The organism is uncultured Fibrobacter sp., from assembly GCF_947166265.1.
GTDB lineage: Bacteria > Fibrobacterota > Fibrobacteria > Fibrobacterales > Fibrobacteraceae > Fibrobacter.
In genome coordinates this window covers 1-22255 of record NZ_CAMVDO010000042.1, presented here as the reverse complement: position 1 = coordinate 22255, position 22255 = coordinate 1, and the positions used below count along the sequence as shown (strand labels likewise).

General features: G+C 52.3%; 16 protein-coding genes and 1 pseudogene. 6 read left to right on the top strand and 11 right to left on the bottom strand.

Translation table 11 applies throughout. From position 1 onward, the window contains the following. From Q0W37_RS15465 to Q0W37_RS13735, 4 genes are all read right to left on the bottom strand, one after another. Window positions 1-124, bottom strand: a 124-nt coding sequence (locus tag Q0W37_RS15465) for a hypothetical protein (RefSeq protein ID WP_367186283.1), incomplete at its 3' end; no start/stop codon positions are given. Window positions 125-386: 262 nt separating this feature from the next. Next, entirely contained in the window at window positions 387-2408 is a 2022-nt protein-coding gene (locus Q0W37_RS13745; RefSeq protein WP_297702125.1) for a hypothetical protein, read from the bottom strand. Window positions 2409-2464: 56 nt separating this feature from the next. Further along, a complete protein-coding gene (locus Q0W37_RS13740; protein ID WP_297702124.1) occupies window positions 2465-3337 on the bottom strand; it encodes a PHP domain-containing protein in 873 nt (290 codons plus the stop codon). Then, entirely contained in the window at window positions 3337-3885 is a 549-nt protein-coding gene (locus Q0W37_RS13735; RefSeq protein ID WP_297702123.1) for a hypothetical protein, read from the bottom strand. The genes Q0W37_RS13740 and Q0W37_RS13735 overlap by 1 nt, the downstream gene beginning before the upstream one ends. Before the next feature lie 26 nt (window positions 3886-3911). On the opposite strand from Q0W37_RS13735, the gene Q0W37_RS13730 reads away from it, so the two are divergent. Then, window positions 3912-4496, top strand: coding sequence for a ribonuclease H family protein (locus tag Q0W37_RS13730; protein WP_297702122.1), 585 nt, complete (start codon window positions 3912-3914; stop codon window positions 4494-4496). A gap of 304 nt (window positions 4497-4800) precedes the next feature. Here Q0W37_RS13730 and Q0W37_RS13725 read toward each other — a convergent pair whose 3' ends face one another. From Q0W37_RS13725 to aspS, 5 genes are all read right to left on the bottom strand, one after another. Beyond that, window positions 4801-7458 carry a U32 family peptidase gene (locus Q0W37_RS13725; RefSeq protein WP_297702121.1) on the bottom strand — a complete coding sequence of 886 codons (2658 nt, stop codon included), beginning with the start codon at window positions 7456-7458 and terminating at the stop codon, window positions 4801-4803. Window positions 7459-7481: 23 nt separating this feature from the next. Beyond that, the gene (locus tag Q0W37_RS13720) at window positions 7482-9758 is read right to left on the bottom strand and encodes a CotH kinase family protein (protein WP_297702120.1); all 2277 of its coding nucleotides are present in this window, start codon (window positions 9756-9758) and stop codon (window positions 7482-7484) included. A gap of 280 nt (window positions 9759-10038) precedes the next feature. Then, window positions 10039-10761: an aquaporin Z gene (gene aqpZ, locus Q0W37_RS13715; protein WP_297702119.1), complete on the bottom strand. Its 723-nt coding sequence runs from the start codon at window positions 10759-10761 to the stop codon at window positions 10039-10041. A 49-nt stretch (window positions 10762-10810) separates the two neighbouring features. Next, on the bottom strand, window positions 10811-13627 hold the full coding sequence (locus Q0W37_RS13710) for an acetyl-CoA hydrolase/transferase C-terminal domain-containing protein (RefSeq protein ID WP_297702118.1): 2817 nt from the start codon (window positions 13625-13627) through the stop codon (window positions 10811-10813). Window positions 13628-13931: 304 nt separating this feature from the next. Beyond that, on the bottom strand, window positions 13932-15722 hold the full coding sequence (gene aspS, locus Q0W37_RS13705; protein ID WP_297702117.1) for an aspartate--tRNA ligase: 1791 nt from the start codon (window positions 15720-15722) through the stop codon (window positions 13932-13934). Between the two features lie 255 nt (window positions 15723-15977). Between aspS and Q0W37_RS13700 the strand changes: the two genes are divergently transcribed. The 4 genes from Q0W37_RS13700 (at window position 15978) to Q0W37_RS13685 (ending at window position 19565) form a co-directional block, all read left to right on the top strand. After that, window positions 15978-16346 (top strand): hypothetical protein, encoded by a 369-nt coding sequence (locus tag Q0W37_RS13700; protein WP_297702116.1) that lies wholly within the window; start codon window positions 15978-15980, stop codon window positions 16344-16346. Window positions 16347-16369: 23 nt separating this feature from the next. Beyond that, window positions 16370-17494: a phytoene/squalene synthase family protein gene (locus Q0W37_RS13695; protein ID WP_297702115.1), complete on the top strand. Its 1125-nt coding sequence runs from the start codon at window positions 16370-16372 to the stop codon at window positions 17492-17494. Window positions 17495-17595: 101 nt separating this feature from the next. Further along, window positions 17596-18231, top strand: coding sequence for a signal peptidase II (gene lspA / locus Q0W37_RS13690; RefSeq protein ID WP_297702114.1), 636 nt, complete (start codon window positions 17596-17598; stop codon window positions 18229-18231). Between the two features lie 59 nt (window positions 18232-18290). Next, a complete protein-coding gene (locus Q0W37_RS13685) occupies window positions 18291-19565 on the top strand; it encodes an RluA family pseudouridine synthase (protein WP_297702113.1) in 1275 nt (424 codons plus the stop codon). 77 nt (window positions 19566-19642) lie between these two features. Here the strand turns inward: Q0W37_RS13685 and alr are convergent, their stop codons facing one another. After that, the gene (gene alr, locus Q0W37_RS13680) at window positions 19643-20866 is read right to left on the bottom strand and encodes an alanine racemase (protein WP_297702112.1); all 1224 of its coding nucleotides are present in this window, start codon (window positions 20864-20866) and stop codon (window positions 19643-19645) included. A 135-nt stretch (window positions 20867-21001) separates the two neighbouring features. Between alr and Q0W37_RS13675 the strand changes: the two genes are divergently transcribed. Beyond that, window positions 21002-21730 carry a hypothetical protein gene (locus Q0W37_RS13675; protein WP_297702111.1) on the top strand — a complete coding sequence of 243 codons (729 nt, stop codon included), beginning with the start codon at window positions 21002-21004 and terminating at the stop codon, window positions 21728-21730. Between the two features lie 172 nt (window positions 21731-21902). On the opposite strand, the pseudogene glgC reads toward Q0W37_RS13675, so the two are convergent. Beyond that, window positions 21903-22255: pseudogene (glgC, locus tag Q0W37_RS13670) on the bottom strand (glucose-1-phosphate adenylyltransferase); the annotation flags it as partial.

Here is a 22255-nt window from a genome sequence, read left to right as displayed (position 1 = left end):
CAGCACTCCAGTTGTCGGCGTGCTCAGCCATAGGACTAGACGGTGTAATCGGGTAGATAGCCGCAACTTCGCTAACAGCAAACGCTACGCTAGCGGTGGCCTCGTTACCATCACACGCAATCATCTTTTTTGCCATGTGTGTCTCCAATTTTTAGGTTTTTTCGAAAAAATCTGATCATATACACCTCGGGCATGGGGCGCACACCCGTGGCGCAAAAATCCAATGGAAAAAATATAAAGATTGAGGGGAAATGAACAAGGAATTTTTGAAAAATTGCGGAAATCTAAGGATTTTTATGCCACTCTGGATTCCGCCCCTCCTCTATCGCTGTGCTCCAGAATTGCTCTAGAATGCCTGCTGACGACCTAATCCCTGAAACCACTGTTTAGTTTTTAAACGTCCAGACGATACCGTAGGCGAAGCGGAGTCCTTCGGGGGTGTAGCCGCTAGCTGGCATATAGATGCTGTGGTTGAAGTTCTCGATACGGGTGTAGAGCTCGAAAGAAAGAATCTGCATGCGGGCCTCGAAATCGAGCGCCAGGTACTTATGCATGAATTCAAGTTCGGGATTGCCGTTTTCGTCGATGGTACAGTCGTAGCGTTCGCCGAACCATTGCCAGTCTACACGCACGCTGACTCCAAGACGGTCCGATACGAATCGGTTTTGCCAGTGAATGCCGCCCTTGTAGTAGAGTTCGGGGGTGTCGAGCAGTTTGCGGCTCCGGTCGAGTGTCTCGCCGCGTTCCAGGAAAAATTTCCAGTTGCCTAGCCTAAATCCGATCTGCAAAAGCCAATCGAGGCTGTTCACGTTGTCGATGTTTGTCCAAGTGTAGACTTCTTCGATGGTATTCGTGGAATCGACATGTCCCCACTTGACCCAGCGAGGCTTGATTAAGTTGTCTACATTTTCGTAGCGGAAACCGACGCCGTAAAAGACTTCTCGTTGCTGGTAACCCAGGTTTAGTATGTAGCGGTCGCGTTCTTCGAATTTCAGGTCCTTGCGGAAGAAAGCGAGTCGACCGGTTTCGTTGAACCGAATCTGGCCCACATCGGGGAACTTGTTGTCGTGACGGAATGCCGCGTTGATACGCAGGTGATAGGGGAGAAACGCCCAGGCTTCTGCGGAATAGGCGGGGGCGTAATCGACAGAATCACGGACGGAACTGTTACGCTGCAGGCCTGTCTGCGTGCGGAAAAGGAACATGTTCCAGAGAGTGTCCTTTAATTCCAGGTAGCCCGTTTCGCGGTCCTGGAAATGGCTCTTGGTCGTGTCGTTGTCGCCTGTACGGTCGGTGTTCAGGAATTCGTACTTGAATTTAATTGCTGGGTTGAATACCGTATGGTAGGCGATGCCGAAGTTTCCGAGCATCGATTCGTAGGTCGTCTGGATAAGCGTGTCGTAGTAGAGTGTGTCGCTCTGTTCGACTCCCAGGGTGTCTACGTAGTCGTGAGTACCCCTAAAGATGTGGGGGAGCGAGTCTTCCGAAATCTCGTGCTCAGTATAGGTAAAGTCTGTCGAAAGCGTGAGTTTTCGGGTCGGGTAGACTTCGAGTCCGCCACCGTAGCCGAAGGTATGAATCTCTATCCCGTAGGGGGCCGTCTGGAAATTTCGAACGGCAAGGTCGAGCGTATCGAGCAGCACCTTGTGGTTGGTGTTGTCGGCATTTTCGAGGTTCAGGTAGTTCATTTTTACGAACGCCTTGCCGAGTCCAAACCGCCAGGTTAAAATCGGCTGGACGTGCATGCTGTTCATGGCGATGTTTCGTCCACCGAAGGGTATTTGCGTGGAGTCGCGGCCGAGCGCGAAGTAGGGCGAATGGGTCACGTTCTGGTAACTGTATTCCTTGGAATCGATATCGGAATGGCTTGCGAGTCCGAATTCAAGTGAAACGGAGTCGGTTACCAGTCTGCGAAAGTCAAGGCGAAGTGCGTTACCGCCAAAGGCGGGGCGTTCCCAGTTGAGGTCGGTAATGGGGGTGTCGACCGGAATCCCCTTGCGTTCCTCGAACAAGATGCCGTTTTCGCCGTTCAGTCCGAGGGTCGTGGCATCATAGCCGAGGCGCGTGGTGAATAGTCCCGCAAGCTTGCTCGGGTAGCGGCTTTGTATTGAACCCATGCCCATGTGGTCGGGGTCGAGTTCCGGGGCGCCGAGAATAGAGGTACCGAGCAACCATTCGGATTTCTGTCCGGAAATGTCGTAGGTACGCTGCATGACTTCGCGGAGCGGGAGCACCCAGCGGCCTGCATCGGTTTCGCGAGCGGCAGGGTCAATGCCCCAGGGGGTCTTGTAGATGCTGTCTTGCGCCGCCGGTGTTGTGTACGGGTCTGGTTTTAGAGGCTCTGCAAATAGAAATGTTACGAATAATGCCAAGACGAGAAACGAAAGACGAGAGACGAGAGATGTCATTTTGAAATCTCTTTCGTCTTCTGTCTGTAGGCGCACAGCGCCGTTCTTTCGTCTAGTTAGTACCATTCCGCTCTCAGTTTTTCGCGGCGTTCGCGGAGCGCGTTCACCACGGAATACGGCATCTTCATGCAGTTCGGGGGGTATGCTCCCGCTTCGGTGTGGAAGTCCGATCCACCGGTCCCGACGAGTCCGAACTTTTGAGCCATTTCCTTGTACTTGCGGCCAACCGCACCCTTCTGTGCGGGACTGTAGACTTCGATTCCCTGAACGCCCCATTCCACCATGCTTTCGATGAACTCGTCGCTGAGGCCCGACTTGTAGGGGTGGGCGAGTACCGCGATTCCACCGGCGTTTTCGATGAGCTTGATGGTCTGCTGCGGGTTTAGCCCCTTCTTTTCTACAAAGGCTACACAACCATCGCCCAGGTACTTGGTGAAGGCTTCCGAAAAGTTCGAGATGTATTCCTCGTCGACCATGGACATCGCGATGTGCGGGCGGCCGATCACCTTACCCTTGCAGTAGCTTACGACTTTTTCGTAGGTGATGTCGATGCCGAGGGCATTCAGTTTCTTGATAATGGCTTTTGCGCGGGTAATTCTCTGCTTTGCAAAATCCTGCAGCTCCATGTTCAGGGCGAGGTTTGTCGGGTCGCAGAAATAACCCAGAATGTGGATATCCTTACCCTGCCATACGGCCGAAATTTCGATTCCGGGGATGATTTCGAGCCCGATTTCTTTGGCTGGTTCGACGGCGAGGTTGTAGCTGTCCAGGTTGTCGTGGTCCGTGATGGATATGCAACGTAGCCCCTTGCGCTTGCAGAGCATCAGGAGTTCTTCGACGGAGAGGCTACCGTCCGAAAGCTTGGTGTGCATGTGGAGGTCCGCATACCCGCTATTTTCGGTGACGATGGTAGAATACCCCTTTTGCATTACTTTACCCCGTAGTACTGGCTGATAAGGGCGGCCTCGCTCGATTTGTCCAGGTGAAGGCTTACATTTAGGAAGGGGTAGCAGTTTTCGGTAGCAAACCCGATGCGACAGTTGGCGCCGCTGATTTTTGCCAAATAGAGCCTAGGCAGGAACGGTTCGCCAAGATAGATGCATACCTGCGGGGCGTATTCCTTGATCTTGTTTCCGAGTTCGTCAAAGGAGTCTTCACCGTAGCGACATTCCAGATCGTTGTAGTAGACTGCGTTTGCGCGTTTAGCGGAAACGAGCGCCTGTAGTGATTCGTGGGCGAACAGAAGGGCGTTTTTGAAAAAGGCATCGGGCATGGCGTGCATGAACGAGGCAGAATGTTCCATGTCGCGAGGGAGAAAAACGAGTGTTTTCGGATTCCCCTTGAGTGAAGCCGGAAAGTCGAATGCACCGGAGTCTTCGCCGGCCTGCTTTAAAAACCAGCGAAAGAGCGATTCGTTGCTGCTGAATCGCTTGAAAAAGTATCGATAACAGTCTTTAAAGTACGGAGACGGTTTCACGCCCGAAAATATACTAATTTTGGGATATGCCGAAACAGAAATTCTATGCGATAAAGACTCCGAACGAAAGCAAAATTGTCATGACCTGGGCCGAATGCGAAAAATTGACCCATGGAGTGAAGGGAGTCCTTTTTAAATCCTTTGGTTCCCGAGCCGAAGCCGAGGCCTGGATTTCTGGAATGGAAGCTCCGGTGCCCGATGGCTTGCGCGTCTTTGTAGACGGATCTTTTTCGCCGGGTTTCCCGAAATCGGGCTGGGCGTTTGTGGTGACGGAAAACGACGTGGAAATCGCCCGTGGATCTGGAATCACCGCGTTCGATGCCGAAAGTCGAAATATCGATGGCGAAGTGATGGCTTCTTTTCAGGCGATGCGTTGGCTCGATGCTAACGACAGGACCGGAACCATTTGCCATGACTACGAAGGCATTGCCCGCTGGGCAAAGGGCGAGTGGCAGGCGAAAAGCAACATCGCCAAACGTTACGTTGCGGCTGCGCAACCTTTTTTGCATCGTGTGAGTTTTGAAAAGGTAGAAGCCCATACCGGCGTCAAGTGGAATGAACTTGTAGATAAACTAGCGAAAGACGCCATTGCACGGGCAAGAAAAAAGTGACGAGTCATTAAACCCCGAATCCTGCAAATTGTTTGGAGTAGACAGGTCGTAGCGGATGTTGATTTGTTGGGTGATATTGTGAATTGCTGCAAACAGTAGTTGACACCACAAAAAAATCTGTTGATAGCTGCAAACAGTTGTTTGCAAAATGAGGGGTGGATTCGTTTTTTAGGAGGGTTCGTGGCTAAATTTGATTTCGCCGACGAATGCCGGTAAATTGCATCATTAACCTGATGGCAATTTTTCAGTTGGGGAGCTCCGCCAATTCTAGGTGCGGCGGGGCTTCTTTGATAGCGCAGGAGTGTTATTTCTTGCGGTCTTGCCAGGTACTTTCGTTAAAGAGCTGGCCTTCGGAAAGTCCGTATTTTTCTTGGATGCCCGCTTCTCGGATGGCATCTTCGATAGAGATTTTCCCGTGAATGGCCTGCGTGTAAATGAGTGCCTTGCGGCGAACTGTTTCTGCATCTTCGGTGAGCATTTCGAGGCGGAAATGGTTCACGCCTGCGGTGCGGAGTCTCGGTAAAAGCTTGAGTGCCGATTGGGGTTTACCTACAAAGAGCGTGTTGCGGCATTCGGCGTCGCTCTGTAAGAAGTGGCGTTCGCCCTTGTGGTCCAGAATTTCGACCTTGTGCTTGGTGCAGATTTTTCCACATTCGGGGAAACGGCGACCTGTGGTAAGCGCACGGGCGAAGGCGCAGTATTCCGAGTGGAAAGCGGGCATGTACTGGTGCAGCGTGAGTTCGAGACGTTTACCGTCAATGTTTTCAAGCAAATCGAAAAGTTGCGTGCTGTTCAGATCCCAGGAGGGGTGGAGTGTAGAAAGTCCCTGCGAAAGGAGCCAGTCGTAGCTTGCGCTGTTGGCGGCGTTCAGGCTGTAGTCGCCGGTAAGCGGGATTCCGCTTTCTTGAAGGATGGATAGCGCCCCCAGATTTCGCACTAGGGCAAAGTCCGGGCAAAGCCGCAAGATGTTCTTGAGGTAATGGCTTTCGCCCGGCTTGTGGATACGAAGTGTCGCCATGCCCGCCTTGAATCCGAGTTCGCGGATTTGTTCCAGCGGGGAATCGTATTTGACGCCCCAGTCGAAATCCATGATGACGTTTTCGATGGCGAGGCCTTCGAGGGCGGCAATTTGGTCGGGATTGCGCACCAGAACGCTGATCATCGGCTGCTTGGTCGTAGTGGCGGCGGGCGTTGTAGATGCAAAAGCTGTGCCGCTGGTTGATGCGTCGGACTTGAACTTGACGCGTGTCTCGTTCAAGAAGTTTTTGCCGGCTGCAGCGCTCGGGTTCAAAGCCTTCCATTCGGTGCGTTTTTCGTCGAGTTTTTCGATGGCTGCCTGGCGGAGTGTACGGAGAATCTTTCCGGGAATGAATGCGCCGCGGTCCACTTGAATGTCGAGGTGCTTTAGCTGGTAGGCGGTCGAACTTAAGGCTGAAAGTTCCTTTTGTGCAAGTTCGCGGAGCGCCTTGTCGGCATCGTTTCCGCTGGAGGCCTTGTTGCGGGCTTCTTCGAGGGTAAAATCGGCCTCGACTTCGACAGTGTTTCTCGGCGTATCGTAAACGGACAATTTGAGCGGACCGCCGATTTGCCCAGAAAGCGTCATGTGAACCGGCTGTCGCACGAGCTGTTCGCGGTCGGTAAAAGTCTTGTGCAGTTCGCGTTCGAGCGCGGGGGAGTCGTTGCGGTAAACCTGCATTCCCACCGCAATCTGGCGGGTGTCGAATTCACGCCCGAATTCAAGTTTCAAAAGCTTGGGGTCGCCGCGCTTTGTGTGCGGTAAATGCGTGACAAATGCAGCGTAGAGTCTGCTACCAATGCTTACGCCAAGGGCGGCGTTTTCAAATAGAATTCCATCACCCGGCTGCGGATATATTGATGCTGTTGAAATGGTCCCTGCCTGCACTGAGCTTGGCCGAAGTGAGCTTGTCGAAGGGCCGGCATCTGAAATTGCGCTGTCGAGACCGATAATCACCTGGCCGCGGTCTATTTTCACGACGTTTCCGAGGAACATACCGTGGTGATTGCTGAACGTGCCGTTCACCAATTCCTGGTGATTGTCTCCGTCGAGCCAGCCGGTGTTGAGACCGCGGCTGAACAGCACTTCCAAGGGCTCCATGTCCTTGGCGTCCAGCGGAATCTGGTTCAATGCCTTGCGGTAGGCGCGCGATACGGCCGCTACATATTCGGGACTCTTGAGGCGGCCTTCCACCTTGAGCGAATTCACTCCGATTTCTTCGAGTTCAGAAAGCTTCGGGAGAGCACACAGGTCGCGGGTGCTAAAGAGGTATTGCGCGTCGGTGTCGCGGTATTCCTTGCCGTCTACAAAGATGCGGTAGGGGAGTCGGCAACTTTGGGCGCACTGGCCGCGGTTAGCGCTGCGTCCGCCAAAGTTTTCGCTGGTGAGGCACTGGCCCGAGTAGCTCACGCAAAGCGCCCCGTGAATGAATACTTCGAGTTCGAGGTCTGTGGCGGCCTTAATAGCTGCGATTTCTTTCACCGAAAGTTCTCGGGCGAGTACGGCGCGGTTGAATCCGATGGATTTCACCAGGTTCACGCCTTCGGCGCTAGCAAGCGTCATCTGCGTACTCGCGTGAATTTCCTGGTTCGGGCAAATGGCGCGAATCAGGCGGGCAAGACCGATGTCCTGGATAATGAATGCGTCGGGTTCTAGCGAAATGATTTTTTCGAGGAATTCAGGCAATTCTTGCAGCTCGCGCTCGAATACGAGAACATTCATCGCCAAGAAGGTGCGCACTCCGCGAATGCGGGCGTAGCGGATCATGTCGCGCACATCGTCAAAGGAAAAGTCTTCGGTGCGACCGCGGGCGTTCCAGTGCGGGACTCCGAAATACACGGCGTCGGCGCCGTTGTTCACGGCGGCTTCGAGCATTTCGCGAGTGCCTACGGGGAGCAAAAGCTCCGGTGATGAAATTTTTTGAATCTGGTTGCGACTGTAATCCACAATCAAAAAATAGAAATTTGTGGTTACTTGAACTTGGCCGAGATGTTTATGTCGCTAGTCAGTTGAATTTTGTGCGGGTTATCCTTGGAACCGTCCGACCAGCCATCGAAAAATCTTCCGGTAGCAGGGATTGCCGTAAGTTCCATTTCGGTATTCGCGAAGAATTTTCCCTGGTAATTGGAACTTGGAAGTTTCATCCCATCGACTAGAATGGATCCGCTTCCATCTGCGGTAATCGTGACTTTCGTTTCTGTTTCAAGTTTGAATCGGTCCGCCATTTCTTGCCGTATGGTTTCGCTTCTCGTCCTTGCGTAGGCGATCAGGTTGTCCCCGTTCGGATCCCAGGTGAAATTGCTTTGGTTGCGGGGCCAACGCTTTTGGTCACGTTCCTGTTCTGAGTTCGGAATCGTTGCCATCATAGTATGAACTGTACTTTGTACTCTTTCGTAGGTCAGGTAGTCGTTCAAGAGGATGCAGGCGTTGTTGATGAACAACCGTTTGAAATCAGGGTTATCGAGTAACTTTTTGAGCATTCCGCCGGGTGCTCGACTGTCTGTCGAACCCCAGCTTCCAAAACCGCCCCACATGCCGCCTTGTCCCTGATTACTGCCCTGTTCTTTTCCGAGAACCCAGTCGAACATATTCTGGTTCTCGGCGTCAAATCCGGAAATTCCCGGCGTAAAGCCGAATCCGTGATCGGTATCGAAAGCGACAAATTTGAACGGATTCCCGTTACCGCCCCAGGCTCGCACGTTGTTGTTTGGCCAGTCTCCGTTATGGAAATACATTTCGGCGAACATGTATTGTGCGAAACTGTTGAGATTGATTTTTGATTTAAGTTGTTCGTATTCCTGGTTGTTTTCTCCGGCAAAGTTTCCGCTAGAAATTTGATTCACGAGTTGTTGGTAATCGGCGGTGGAGGCCCCGTTGGTTCCACTTGCTTCGAAGTTTGTTCCCGAAATTTTAATCATATTGATCGTCTTGGAATCGATACCGTAGTTCGTCTCGACGAAATTTCGGTTCAGTCGTTCGCGCAGGTCATGAATGCCAAAATATTCACCGTTGTAGAATACGACTACCTGGCGGCTACGTTGGTAATCGACATCCGTTCCTTCCATCAGGGCGGTCATCATGGCATCGCCAATGTAGTCGGTCCAGAAACGGTTGCCATTATTGCGCAAGTTGAAACTCTTGATTTTTTTAGCTTCTGGGCGCGTCTTGAACAAGGAATATTTTAAAACTTTATCTCCGTAGTCGTCGTTATCCATCTTGATTGCGACACTCTTCTTGGGCTTGTAACGACTGTAGTTGCCGATAATCGAAATTCCGGCGTCGATTTCCCAGTTCTTTTCGGTGGAGGAGCTTCCGTTCTCGAAAAATTCCACGTGTACAGGGAGCTCATCGTCTCTCCAGAAGTTTGCCGCCTTGCAGGGTTCGGTGCATTTGGGATTGTTGTTGTCAGAAACATTTGCATTTCCGCCGAAATTCCAGTTGCTACCGTTATTCGTCAGTGGGCCGGTGGCGTACAGGCCGTCGGTGGAGTCAAACATGTCGTGGTGATTCACGGTTAGGGCAACAACCGGCATCGAGACGTTTTCACCGATAAAGTATGTCTGGGTAGTGGTGTCGGCTGGTTGCCCGTTCACGAATTCAGAACAGCGGATCACCGTGTTCTCGGTAATCTGTATGGCCTGCGTAATTTGTTCGGAATTCTGTGTGGGAAAAGAACCGTCGAAGGTGCAGCGGATTTCGCCACTTTTTTGCGGCGAGGGCGGGTCGATCGTTAAACTATTGTAGAATCCCGCTTTGGGAAGAATGCTTCCTTTGGGCTTGTGGTTATCCTCGTATTCCTTGAGTCCGCTTGATGACGATACGTTTGTATTTTCGCTAGAGGAACTTGTTTCGTCGGGTTGTGAACTTGGGTTTTCCGGAAGGTTGTCCGTATTTTCCGAAGAAGAGGAATCGTTGGTGACGGAGCTGCTACTTTTGGTGAGGGCAGCAGAGCTGGAAATGTCTATAGGTAACGCGATGGTATCGCCCGTGCTTGGGTCTACCACCTGGATGGCCGGCACCGTGTCACCTGTATTGGGGTCTACGTACGGAATCGTCGGAATGGTGTCACCTGTTGCGGGGTCGATGTAATCACCGGTGGCTGGATCGATATAGGGGGTCTTTTCAGGGGCGTCCTGTTCGAGAACGGCGTTCTCCGCGAGTGGGTTCGAGTCTTTTGTGTCGTCTGAACAGCCGATAAATAGCGCAGCAATAAAAACAATATGAAAAAATTTGCTTTTTTTCAACATAACAATCCCAAGGCACCAACTGCCGTATATCAACACACCAGTTTGTAAACTAATATGTTTTGGATCAAAAAGATCTTTGTTAAGGCATTATTTACAAGTTTTTAGCCCTTGAGGATTGCTGTTTAAGATGTTTTTGGGGTAAAATGTCCCGAATCGTGAAAAATGAAAGAAATATGCAATTTTTGTGTAAGAAAAAAGTCCGGACGTGTTTGTCCGGACATCTTGCTGAATTCTGTTCTGTTATCGAAAATGGTTTTGCAAAATCGATAGAACCGAAGACTTAGTTCTTCTTTTCGGCAATGAATTTATAGGCGATACCGCCGATCACGCCACCGAGAATCGGGGCGACCCAGAAGAGCCAGAGCTGCTTGATGGCAGCGCCGCCAACGAACACGGCCATAGCGGTAGAGCGAGCCGGGTTCACGGAGGTGTTGGTCACCGGGATAGAGATGAGGTGGATGAGCGTGAGGCAGAGACCGATTGCGATCGGGGCAAAGCCTGCAGGTGCGCGACCGTCGGTGGCACCCATGATCACGAACAGGAAGATGGCCGTGAGCACGGTTTCAATGAGGAATGCCGAAAGCATGCCGGAGGTCTTGCCGCCAAAGGCGTTCAGGCCGTTGGTGAGGGAATCGGACCAGCCATTGGTAGCGAATGCACCGATGCCAGCGTTGGTGAGGTCGGGGCATGCGATCACGTAGAGGAGTGCCGCGGCGATGATTCCGCCGATGATCTGGGCTACGATGTATGCCGGGGCTTCCTTAGCGGGGAAACGGCCGCCGGCAACCTGGCCGAGCGTGACGGCCGGGTTCAGGTGGCAACCCGAAATGTGACCGATGGCGTACGCCATGGTGAGCACCGTAAGGCCAAACGCGAGCGATACGCCCACGTAACCGATGCCGGTGGTGGGAACGCCGCAGGCGAGTACGGCTGCACCGCAGCCACCGAATACGAGCCAGAAGGTGCCGATTGCTTCGGCAATAGCGCGTGTGGAAAGTTTCATTTTGATTTTCTCCATATTGGGGGTTAGTGTTTTTTCAATTTAGTAAAGACTAAATGTCCTTGTTGAACATCTGGGCCGCTTCCATGCTGTACGGGTAGGCGGGGTAGTCCGAAAGGACGGTCGCCTTTTCCAGGTACTTCTTCAATGCCGGACGGAACTTGGGATGTGCGCAGTTGTCGATGATGGCATTTGCGCGCTCGATGACGTTCAGACCGCGAAGGTCTGCGACGCCCTGTTCAGTCACGATGACCTGCACCGTCTTGCTGGTGTGGTCTATGTGGCTTACCAGCGGGACGATAGAAGAAATCTTGCCGTTTTTCGCAGTGGACTTGGTGATGAAAATCGAAAGACCGCCGTTCTGGCAGAAGTCTCCGGAACCGCCCACGCCGTTCATTAGGCGGCTTCCGCCTACGTAGCTCGAGTTGGTGTTGCCGTAAAGGTCCGCCTCGATAATCGTGTTGATGGCAATGACGTTCAGACGGCGAATCACTTCGGGGCTGTTGCTGATTTCCATGGGACGGAGCACGATCTTGTCCTTCACCGAATCCAGTTTCTCGAAGAATGCCTTCATCTTTTCCTTGGACATGGTGATGGCTGTAGAAGAGGCTGCGTCCACCTTGCCGCATTCAATCAGGTCTACCAGGGAATCCTGCATGACTTCGGAGAATACGGTCAGGTGTTCGAACTTGGACTTCTGAAGCCCCGAAAGCACCGCGTTCGAAACGGCGCCGATGCCTGCCTGGATAGGCGGAAGCGGGTTGCAGAGTCTGCCCGCTTCCACGTCTTTTTCCAAGAAATGGATCAGGTTTTCGCTCATCTTGTCGTAATCTTCGTCGCCGGCGGTGTCAGGGATGCCGCAGTCGGGAATGTCGCTATGCACAATGGCAACGATCTTCGACGGGTCGCAAGGAATGTAGGGCGTTCCGATACGGTCTGCCACCTTGGTTAACGGAATCGGCTGGGTATTGGGGGCAAGTTCCGTCATGTAGATATCGTGGATTCCCTTAATGCTTTCGGGGACGGAGGTGTTGATTTCTACAATGACCTTGTCGGCGCAGGCCACGTAGGCTTCGGTGGCGCCCACGGATGCCGTCGGGATGATGTTTCCCTTTTCGTCGATGGAGCTAGCCTCTACCAGGGCCACGTCGATGTGGTTCAGGTATCCGCTGCGGACCCACTTGGACATAAGGCTCAGCGGCATGTCCACATACTTGATCTTGCCTGCGTTAATCGCGTTTCTAAGGTCTGCGTTGGTCTGGTAAGGCATGCGGCACTTGAGGGCTCCCACGCGGGCCAGAAGACCGTCGAATTCATCGCCCAGGGAGGCGCCGGAATAAACCGTCAGCTGCAGGTCTTCGCCCTTCTTTGCGCGTTCGGCAAGGGCCTTTGCGATTTTCTTGGGGTAGCCCGAAAGGGTGAATCCCGAGACGCCCAAGGTCATGCCCTTTTCGATATAGCTGGAAGCTTCTCTCGAGGAACGAATCTTCTTCTTGAGTTCCTTGCACTTGATGCGGTTCTCGAAGGAATCGGTTTCCACCGGATCGTCTTCGCAGAAGTGCGGTTCCGGAAGGCCGTAGTAGCGCTTGTATTCCACGGGGGCGTGACCGCGGCTCGAAAGCTTTTTCTTGAGGGTCACGGTGATGCCCAGACGTTCCATTTCTTCGGCGATGGCGTCGGCATACTTGGAAGTCTCGAAGTTCTGCAGGAAGGTAATGGAGAATTCGTTGCCGATTTCCACCATGGTAATCATCGGAATGCGGCGGATAGCCGATGTCCAGGACACGTCTTCCATCTCGTTCAGGTAGCCGTGATCGGCGATGCGGCCGATGTAGCTGAACACGTAGGTGCCAATGAAGGTGGGGTAGCACTTCTTGTAGAAATCCATTCTGTCCTTGAAATCGGGAATCTTTTCCGCTTCTTCGGTAATGCCGTTGAAGATGTTCAAGGTGGTCTTCAACTGGTCGGGGCTGATGAGGAACTTCAGGTCGGAACGCAGGGCCGCTCCCAGGTCCTTTTCGCTCAGTTCAAGCTGCTTGGGATCCACCGTCTGGAAGGCGAAGGTCCAACCGTTACGGTGGGTGTTTTCCATGCCGATGGCGTTACGGCAGTTCACGGGGAGTGCTGCCGTAAAGAGCTTCTTGTTATCGGGGTACATCTTCTGGAGAACGCGTGCCATCATCGCCTGGAATGCCGAGGCGGGAGAATGTCCGTTGGCCTTCGCGTAAGCCATGAACTCGTCGCTCTTGACATTCAGGTGATAACGAGTCATCTTGGTGCCTTCGTAGGTGAAGGCGTCCTTGCCCATCTTGTCGATTTCAAGAGTTTCGGGCATGTAGAAGATGTCCTTGTCTTCGGGAGGAGCCTTGTAGACAAAGCCTGGCGTGGTCTCGTAATGCTTGGAGCCCAGGTCGTCGAACATTCCTTCGCGCACAGTGCCGTCGTTCAGCCAGATGCCTGTAGAGTCGTAGGTCTTGCCGTTCTTGAAGGTGAAGTAGTAGTACATCAGCGTGTCGAAGAAACGGTTGCGACCCACGCCGTCGGTAAGGCCGTGGAAGTAGGAAATCCAAATCTTGTTTTCGATATAGGACACGCTGAAAAGGCGTCCTTCGGCAAATTCACCACCCAGGTTTGCAGGACCGTACATCTCGATAGCCTTGAACGGGGTCCCTGCGTCCTTGTACTTGATTTCAGAACCGTTGATGTCCAGGGCGAAGTTCACCCAGGGGTGGACCTTAACGGCCTCATCTACGGCCCTCTGCAAAATTTCGCCATTTACGTTTTCATTGAGCTGGATATATTGCGTGTTTCCTGTATCTAGGAAATAAAAGTAGAGCCAAGCACAATATTTGAGTGGGGTTTGTTCCATAATTTTCTCCATGTAAATCTATTGTAAAAAAATTATAGGAATAAAATGCGCTTTTGGCAAAATCTTGTAACACAAAAAGCCCCGCGTTTTTCCGCGGGGCTTTTCTCTCGTCTGTAGCGAGTTTGCGAGCGTTATTTCGTCTATTTTGCGGCCTTGGCGCTCTACGAGCGCAAGTCAATCGGCTCAACCATGCCAGTCTGCAAGCAGCCTGGCGCGGCACTCGCCTTAGTTGCACTCTTACGAGTGCAGTAACTTGAGCCTCGGTCATGGCGAAATTCATTTCGCCGCGACTCTCAGCTTGCTGTTACTTGGCAGCTGCCTTCGGCATCTGCACGGAGATGTGGATGTCCTGCAGCTGCTGCAGATCCACTTCGCTCGGGCACTGGTCCATCGGGCTAGAAGCGCTCGTGTTCTTCGGGAACGCGATGTAGTCACGGATAGATTCTTCACCTTCCATGGTAGCGACAACGCGGTCGAGACCGAAGGCGAGACCGCCGTGCGGAGGAGCGCCGTACTTGAAGGCGTCGACGAAGAAGCCGAACTTGGTGCGAACCTGTTCTTCGGAGAGACCGAGCAGGCGGAACACCTTTTCCTGGACTTCAGGGTTGTGAATACGGATAGAACCACCGCCGATTTCCACACCGTTCAGAACAAGGTCATAAGCTTCGGCGTTGCAATCCTTGAGGTTGCCTCCGAGCATCATGTCCAGATGTTCCGGAAGCGGGTTGGTGAACGGGTGGTGCATAGCCATGTAGCGGCCTTCCGTGTCGCTGTATTCGAACATCGGGAATTCGGTAATCCAAACAAATTCACGCTTCTTCGGATCGCGGAGACCCTTGATGCGGGCGACTTCCAAGCGGAGCTGACCCATAGCGGTTGCAGCAACCTTTTCGGGGCCTGCGATGAAGAACATCATGTCGCCGCACTTGGCGCCAACAGCATCGCGGAGTTCGTTGAGCTGTTCGGTCGTAAAGAACTTGCCGACCTGGGTTTCCACTTCGTCATTTTCCTTGACGCGCATCCATACGAGGCCCTTAGAACCGTACTTGGCAACGTAAGCGGTGAGTTCGTCGATCTGCTTACGAGTAAAGTCAACGCAACCCTTAGCAGCGATACCGCGGATCTTGCCACCGGCGGCAACGCAGTTCTTGAACACGCCAAAGTTGGACTTTGCACCGATTTCGGAAACATCGTGGATTTCGAGGTCGAAGCGGAGGTCCGGCTTGTCGGAACCGTACTTGAGCATAGCTTCTGCCCACTTCATACGGCGGATGTGGCGCGGCGGTTCGAAGTTCCAAACCTTGCCCAAAACTTCGGTCACGAACTTGTCGAACATTTCCATGACTTCGTCCTGGTTCACAAAGGACATTTCGACGTCGATCTGCGTGAATTCCGGCTGACGGTCAGCGCGGAGGTCTTCGTCGCGGAAGCACTTGGCAATCTGGAAGTAGCGGTCCATGCCGGCAATCATCAAGAGCTGCTTGTACTGCTGCGGAGACTGCGGGAGGGCGTAGAACTTGCCCGGGTTCACACGGCTCGGCACCAGGTAGTCGCGTGCGCCTTCCGGAGTGGACTTGCAGAGCACCGGAGTCTCGATGTTTTCAAAACCGTTAGCATAGAAGAAGTCGTACACGGCCTTGAGGAAGCGGCTCTTGAGGAGGAGCTTCTTCTGGATCCACGGACGGCGGAGGTCCAGGTAGCGGTACTGCAAGCGGAGGTCGTCGTTTTCCTTGCATTCTTCGTTCGGGTCGTTAATGGCGAGCGGAGAAGTGAGGGCGGCGTTCAAAATTTCGAGCTTGTCAGCCTTGACTTCGATTTCACCCGTAGCGAGCTTTTCGTTTGTGTTGCCTTCTTCGCGGGCGTAGACCTTACCAGTCACGTAAATAACGTATTCGTTACGGAGCTGTTCGGCGGTCTTCAACACGTCGGCGTTGTAGTCGGGGTTGAAAACGATCTGGGTCTTGCCATACTTGTCGCGGAGGTCAACGAAAATCACACCACCATGGTCGCGGCGGCGATCCACCCAACCGGCGAGTGTTACGGTCTGGCCAACATCTGCCTTGCGCAGCTGGCCGCAGTTATGAGTACGTTTCATAAGATTAGTCCTTGAAAGATTTTTTCGGGGCAAAATATAGCATTTTTTTTCTAAATTTATACCCGTATGTCGATACTAGATAGTTTGGATTATTGGTTTTGGGTTCCCGTTCTGTTCTGGGTAGGACTGTATTTTTGGTTTTACCGTGTCTCGTACCCGCTTTATTTCAAAAAAATGATCAAAAAAGGGATAAAGTGGGTGGTTCTTCCTTCTTGGCGGGGCTACTGGCTGGGGTTGGACCTTCTGTTTTCGTTGATGACCGCCCTGTTTTCTGCTCTACCGTCCGTCTGGTTTATTTATAATTGGACGGAGCTCCCCTGGTATTACGGTTTTGCCGTTTCGCCCCTCTTTATTATTTTGGATGTCGTCCTTTGTCGCATCGCCAAGTCCAGAACTGCGCTACTTTACCAGTCCGCGTATTTCCTGGAGTATAGGAAGGTTCGTTACGAAACCGAAATCAAGGGAAACTTCCAGAACGAGGTGGATATCTACAACCGAACGATATGGAGCTTTACAAAGAAACTGAAAAATGCTGAATCGCACGGGCGCCTGTGGAAATATGTGAACGCCATGGCGATGACGAAAAAGATTCCGCCAGATGTCTACGCGGAGACGATGTACTAGCTCGTTCTACCAACTAAAAACTTATGTCCAATATTCTTGAATCAATAGGTGTAGGCGAAAGCGTCCTGGATGGGCGTGCGGCTTGGAAGTATGCCGAAGAAATCTTGTTGCTGGTATCTAGGACGTTTGCGTTAAACATCAACATCCTCAAGGGAAAACTCCATAAGAGTATCCTTCTTGCGTACCTGTATCTTCGCATCGCGGACACGGTCGAAGATGACCCCGACATGAAGGCTTCCGAAAAGGAAATTGTCCTGGGAAAGTTTGCCGAAATTTTCAAGACGTCAGAATTGCCTGACGACCTGGTGTCCGAGTTTGAACGCTCTCTGCCCGAAAGTTGGCGTAAGTCGGAGCACCCGTACATGAACCTTTGCCTGCATACGCATGTGGTGGTTCCGCTGCTGAAGGAATTGCCCGAAGTCTATGCCGCTCCGGTGCGTGCGGTAACGATTGAAATGTGTCACGGCATGGCGAAGTTTGCTCTTCGGCAGGAGGCGGCGCTCAGTTCTGGCTGGTTTACGCTCGAAAGTGTCGCCGACCTCGATGAATACTGCTACTATGTGGCCGGTATTGTCGGAAAGCTATTGACGAATCTGTTTGCGGCGGACACCTGCCTGATTAGCGATGCCCGCAGGGTCGAAATGCAGAAACTCGATGTGAGCTTCGGACTTGCACTCCAGGTGGCAAACATCGTGAAAGACTGTGTAGAAGACTCCGGTCGCCGAGTATGCTTTGTACCCGAAGAAATCTGCCGTCGTCATGGGTTCGCTCATTCGTATGAAATGTTTGACGTCCCGGCGGATGCGGCTGCTAAGGTTGACTTTAATAAACGCCGTGCTGCCGTCATGGGCGAACTTGTAAAAAAGGCGTGGGGGCATCTGGATGATGCGATTGCCTATACCAAGTTAATTCCGAACGTGAAAATGCGTACGAGACTCTTCTGCCTGTGGCCTCTCTTTATGGCAGCCGAGAACATGAAACTGATCGGCGATGGCTCAAGCCTCTTTGCTTCTGAAAAGAAGGTGAAGATTACTCGCGATACCGTGAAACGGATTATCAAGTCGACCATGTTGCATTTCTATTCGGATTCCTGGATTGAAAAGTCTTATGCCAAATTGAAGCGTGAGGCGGAAGCTATTAAAAATTAAGAATGAAAAATTGGAGTGTCATCCTGGAGCAAAGTTCACCAAGGTCCCTGAGCTTGCCGAAGGGCCGTAGTGAATGAAATCGAAAAATTTTGGAATTGAAAATGAAAATTACTAGTTTTATAAACAAGTGGCCGTTTCATCTGGGCGTTATCCTTTTTAGCATTGTCGCCGATCAGTTGACAAAGTGGTGGGCGCTAGTTCGTTTCACCAACGAAACGGGGGCTCCGAACCATGACTTTATCGGTGTTGTAGGGGACTTGGTCCGCTTTCAGTTGGTGTTCAATAAGGGGGCTGCCTTTAGCAGTCGTCCGCAAGACCTGATGCCTTTCCTGCCGTCGTGGTTGTTTTTCTTGCTGATTTCGATTATAGCCTCTGTGATCCTTTTGTGGTTCTACAAGTCCATCGACAAACGTGACTGGATGAGCCGCTTGGGTGTGGTGATGATTTTGGGCGGAGCTATCGGTAACTTTATCGACCGTATGCGTCTTTCTATGGTGGTGGACTTTATCGATTGCGATTTTCCCGACTTTATCATGACTCGGTTTCCGACATTCAACGTCGCCGATTCCTTTGTGACCGTCGGCGTAGCAATTGTGATTCTTTCGCCGCTGATTTTGAAGCAAATCCACAAGCAGATCAAAGAAGAAAAAGAAAACAAGGGCGCTGCTGCGAACGATGCGAAACAATTGAGCGACGCTTCTTGTCATCCTGAGCGCAACGAAGAAGAGTCTCTTTGACCACTTGGCAACTTGTTGCCTTAGTGGGCATGATCCCCGAATGGGGAGAAGGATCTATAATGAATTACCTCGTAGAAGAAAAGCATTCCGGTGAGCGCATCGACAAGTTCCTTGTGGGCGTTATGGATAACGTTTCCCGCACCGATGTCCAGAAACTGATTGCCGCTGGCGAAGTCAAGGTGGGTGGTGTTGTCTCTCCCAAGAATTTCCGCGTTGAGGCGGGAATGGTCGTGGTGGTGGACAAGGTTCCCGAAAAAGAGGCCAGTACCCTGGAACCCGAAAACATTCCGCTCGACATTGTCTACGAGGACGATGATATTGTTGTGTTGAATAAGCCGCGTAACCTGGTGGTGCATCCGGGTAACGGCGTGCAGAACGGGACGCTTGCTGCAGGTCTCCTGTATCACTTCAAGGAAAATTTGTCTGCGGTCAACGGTCCGTTACGCCCGGGCATTGTCCATCGACTGGACAAGGATACACCAGGGCTTATGGTGGTCGCAAAGAACGATGCTGCGCACAGGCATCTCGCTCATCAGCTGGAAACGCGTACGCTGCATCGTACCTACAATGCCCTGGTGTGGGGGCATCCCCGCGATTTGGAAGGAACAATTGATGCCCCCATCGGGCGTAACCCGAAAAATCGCCTGAAGATGGCTGTGGTCTCGGGAGGCAAGGAAAGTCGTACGCATTTTGTGGCGAAGAAGTTTTTCGCATTTGCGACACTTTTGGAATTGCAACTGGAATCTGGCCGTACGCACCAGATCCGTGTGCATAGCCGCTATATGGGCCACCCGGTCGTGGGCGATCCGCTGTACGATGGTCGCGACGGCTGCCTGAACCGCGTATCTCCCTTGATGAAGGACATCGCCGCGAAGGTTCTTGAAATTGCTCCCGCCCAGCTGCTGCAGGCGGTAAAAATCGAACTCATCCACCCGACGACGGGCAAGAAGATGAAGTTCAAGGTGCCGCTCGAAAAGCCTTTTGAACAAGTTCTGAAACTTCTCAAGAAGGAATGTCCGATGGACGCTCCTGTTTATGACGAAGAAGACGCGTTCCGCGACTTCGATCCCGAAATGCGCTTCGAAGAGGAGGAAGAAGAACTCATCGACGAAGAACCTCTGGCGCTTTTCCCGGAAGAAGTTGCTCCTTACAAGGAACGCAAGACGCGCGCCCAGCGCTTTGCCGAACGCGCCGCGCGCGCTGCGAACCGTAAGGCGAAGGCTGCGGAACGCAAACTTATCAAGCAAGAAAAAGCCGCGCGTAAGCGCGGCATTGCTCCGGAAGATTTCGTTCAGCCTGGTTACGAACCGACGATTGACCCTGATTTCCTCTAATACGAAAGCGCCCAAAGAGGTATGAGAACTCCAAAAGGCTCCCTTTAGGGAGCCTTTCTTGATTATATAGGTTTTGGCTATCGCAGCGGGTATTCCTTGTAGTCCTTGACGCCGAATTCCTGACGCAGGTAATCCCAGCGGACGAGCCTGTTTTTCCAGTAGTACTTGCGGTACAGGCGGCGTGCCACGCGGCTTGTAAATTCGTAGGGAATGGTGTGGTGGTCGTCGGCGACGCTTTCCATAGAAATTCGATGGTCCAGTTCACCGTTGATCACGTCGACGGTTTCGCCAACTTGCACATCCGGAATGTGGCTTACGTCGACCATGGTGGCGTCCATGCAGACGCGTCCAAGAATCGGGCAGAGCTGTCCGCGAATGAACAGAAATCCCTTGTTGTAGCCGCCGCGCAGGTAACCGTCACCATAACCGATAGCGACCGTTGCGATTCGTGTGGGCTGTTGTGCCATCCAGTAGCCGCCGTAGCTTACGGTTTCGCCGGGCTTCACGTCGTGGATGTGGCGAATCGTGGCCTTGATTCTCATGACGGGCTTGATCGGCCATGGGGAAGGGGTCGCTCCCATGCAATTGTACCCGTAAAGGGCGAGGCCCGGACGAACCATGTCAAAATGACTTTCGGGGTGCAAGAGGGTGCCTGCCGAGCTGCTGCAATGGCAGATTTCGGGGCGGAGACCTTCGGCTTCGAGTACGTCGACAAGTCTTGCAAAACGTTGAATCTGAATCTGGGTCTTGGGGTTCCCCGGCATGTCGGCGGTGGCGAGATGCGTGAACATTCCTTCGAACTTGAGATTTTTTAGGCTGAGGGCTGCACGGATGTTGTTGAAGTCCTCGGCGTCGAAACCGTAACGGTTCATGCCTGTGTCAATGGCGAGGTGGGCCTTGCAGGTGGTTCCCGTGTCTCGCAGGAACTGGTCGAAGCTCATTGCCGTACGAATGTCGGTGATGGCTGCCGTCAGCTGAAATTCGACGAAATAGGCAAAATCGGCAGGGGTACAGGGGCCAAGTACCAAAATCGGCAGGTCCATACCGTATTGACGGAGCAGCATTCCTTCGCTAATATGGGCTACACCCAGGTAGTCGGCTCCACCGAATTTGGCTGCAAAGGAGCAGGCGAGGCTTCCGTGGCCGTAAGAATCCGCCTTTACGGGTAGGAGAATCTTTGTGTTGGCCGGAATCTGGCTCCTGATAAATTGAATGTTGTTGCAGAGGGCGTCTAAGTTGATTTCAATCCAGTTCGGGCGCGCAATTTTATTTAAATCGGGGGGGGTAGCTAAAAGTTTCATGATAATGTAAATATAAAAAGCCATATGTGCAAAAAAACACATTTGTGGTAAAAAAGATGCTTTTTTTAGAGAAACTATTGAAAATAAAGTGACATAAAAGTATATTTTGCGTAACTATTAGAAAAGGAGTTCTAAATGAATATCAAAAAACTCGCTATGGCGCTGACCGTTGCCGCAACCTTCGGCTTGGTAGCTTGTAACGAATCTTCCACATCGGCATCCACCGACGACGAAACCCCGGCTTCCAGCGAATCCGTCGGTTCCAGCGAAACTGTCGCTTCTAGCGAATCTAACGCTGAAGATCCGGCTTCCAGCGAATCTAAGGGAGAAGAACCTGCATCTAGCGAAGCTGGTTCGGAAGATCCGACTTCTAGCGAAGCAAGTGGCGAAGATCCGGAATCTAGCGAATCTAACGCTGAAGATCCCACCTCTTCTAGCGCTTTGAATCCGAAGGACCTCCTGGATTCCGCTGCAAATCATGTTGAATCTTGCGAACTCGATAATTCCGATGAAAACGTAATCGTGATGACGACTGTTGTTGACGGTGTGTCTTCTGTAACGAGAATGTTTGTGGAAGGTGGCGTCTTTATCACTGAAACCACGGTTGGCGAAGGTGTTGATGCTGCTACGCTTGAACAAACTTGCGCTGAAGCACAGGCCAAGGCTGAAGAACAGCAAGCGACCGTGACTTGCGAAGGCAACGTCGTTACCTCGAAGGTTGAAGATCCGACTGGCATGGCTTTCGCAATGGTTAAAATGATGGCCCCGATGATGTGCGGTGGCGATGCTTCTGATTTGAGCGACCTCTTCGGCGGTAACGGAGAAGGTGGTCTCGATCTTGGTGGCCTTCTTGGTCAGCAGTAATCGATCCTAAAATCCTTTAATGAAGAAGTCCCAGTCATTCGACTGGGACTTTTCTAATGCGTTTTTGAAAGAATATGCGACGCTCGCCCTCTACGCGTTGCACGCTTCGAGCGCAAGCCTTAGCGGCTCGGCAATGTCAGCCCGCAAGCGGTCTGACGCTGCACTCGCCTTGTTAAGCTTTTATAATGGTATCCTTTGCAAGCACCACGATGCCGGATTCGGTCACGTGGAAGAGCTTCTTGTCGCGTTCCAGGTCGTAGCCAATCTGGAAGCCTGCCGGAATATGCAGGCCCTTTTCGATGATGGCGCGGCGCACCTTGGCACCCGGTCCAATCGTCACGTTCGGGAAAAGGATAGATTCTTCGACCAGGGCGTCCTTCTGGATAGAAACGCCGGGGGAGAGGATGCTCTTGACTACCGTACCGCCGCCAATGATACAGCCCGAAGACACGATGGAGTCAATTGCTGCTCCCTGATGGCTTTCGTTGTCGCCGGCAAAGAAACGTGCAGGCGGCTGGTTCCAGT

Coding starts and splice junctions, on each gene's coding strand:
- aspS (WP_297702117.1), bottom strand. CDS start 15,722: ATGAAACGTACTCATAACTGCGGCCAGCTGCGCAAGGCAGATGTTGGC.
- Q0W37_RS13740 (WP_297702124.1), bottom strand. CDS start 3,337: ATGCAAAAGGGGTATTCTACCATCGTCACCGAAAATAGCGGGTATGCG.
- alr (WP_297702112.1), bottom strand. CDS start 20,866: ATGAAACTTTTAGCTACCCCCCCCGATTTAAATAAAATTGCGCGCCCG.
- Q0W37_RS13720 (WP_297702120.1), bottom strand. CDS start 9,758: ATGTTGAAAAAAAGCAAATTTTTTCATATTGTTTTTATTGCTGCGCTA.
- Q0W37_RS13675 (WP_297702111.1), top strand. CDS start 21,002: ATGAATATCAAAAAACTCGCTATGGCGCTGACCGTTGCCGCAACCTTC.
- aqpZ (WP_297702119.1), bottom strand. CDS start 10,761: ATGAAACTTTCCACACGCGCTATTGCCGAAGCAATCGGCACCTTCTGG.
- Q0W37_RS13700 (WP_297702116.1), top strand. CDS start 15,978: ATGACCGCCCTGTTTTCTGCTCTACCGTCCGTCTGGTTTATTTATAAT.
- Q0W37_RS13695 (WP_297702115.1), top strand. CDS start 16,370: ATGTCCAATATTCTTGAATCAATAGGTGTAGGCGAAAGCGTCCTGGAT.
- Q0W37_RS13710 (WP_297702118.1), bottom strand. CDS start 13,627: ATGGAACAAACCCCACTCAAATATTGTGCTTGGCTCTACTTTTATTTC.
- Q0W37_RS13730 (WP_297702122.1), top strand. CDS start 3,912: ATGCCGAAACAGAAATTCTATGCGATAAAGACTCCGAACGAAAGCAAA.
- lspA (WP_297702114.1), top strand. CDS start 17,596: ATGAAAATTACTAGTTTTATAAACAAGTGGCCGTTTCATCTGGGCGTT.
- Q0W37_RS13685 (WP_297702113.1), top strand. CDS start 18,291: ATGAATTACCTCGTAGAAGAAAAGCATTCCGGTGAGCGCATCGACAAG.
- Q0W37_RS13745 (WP_297702125.1), bottom strand. CDS start 2,408: ATGACATCTCTCGTCTCTCGTCTTTCGTTTCTCGTCTTGGCATTATTC.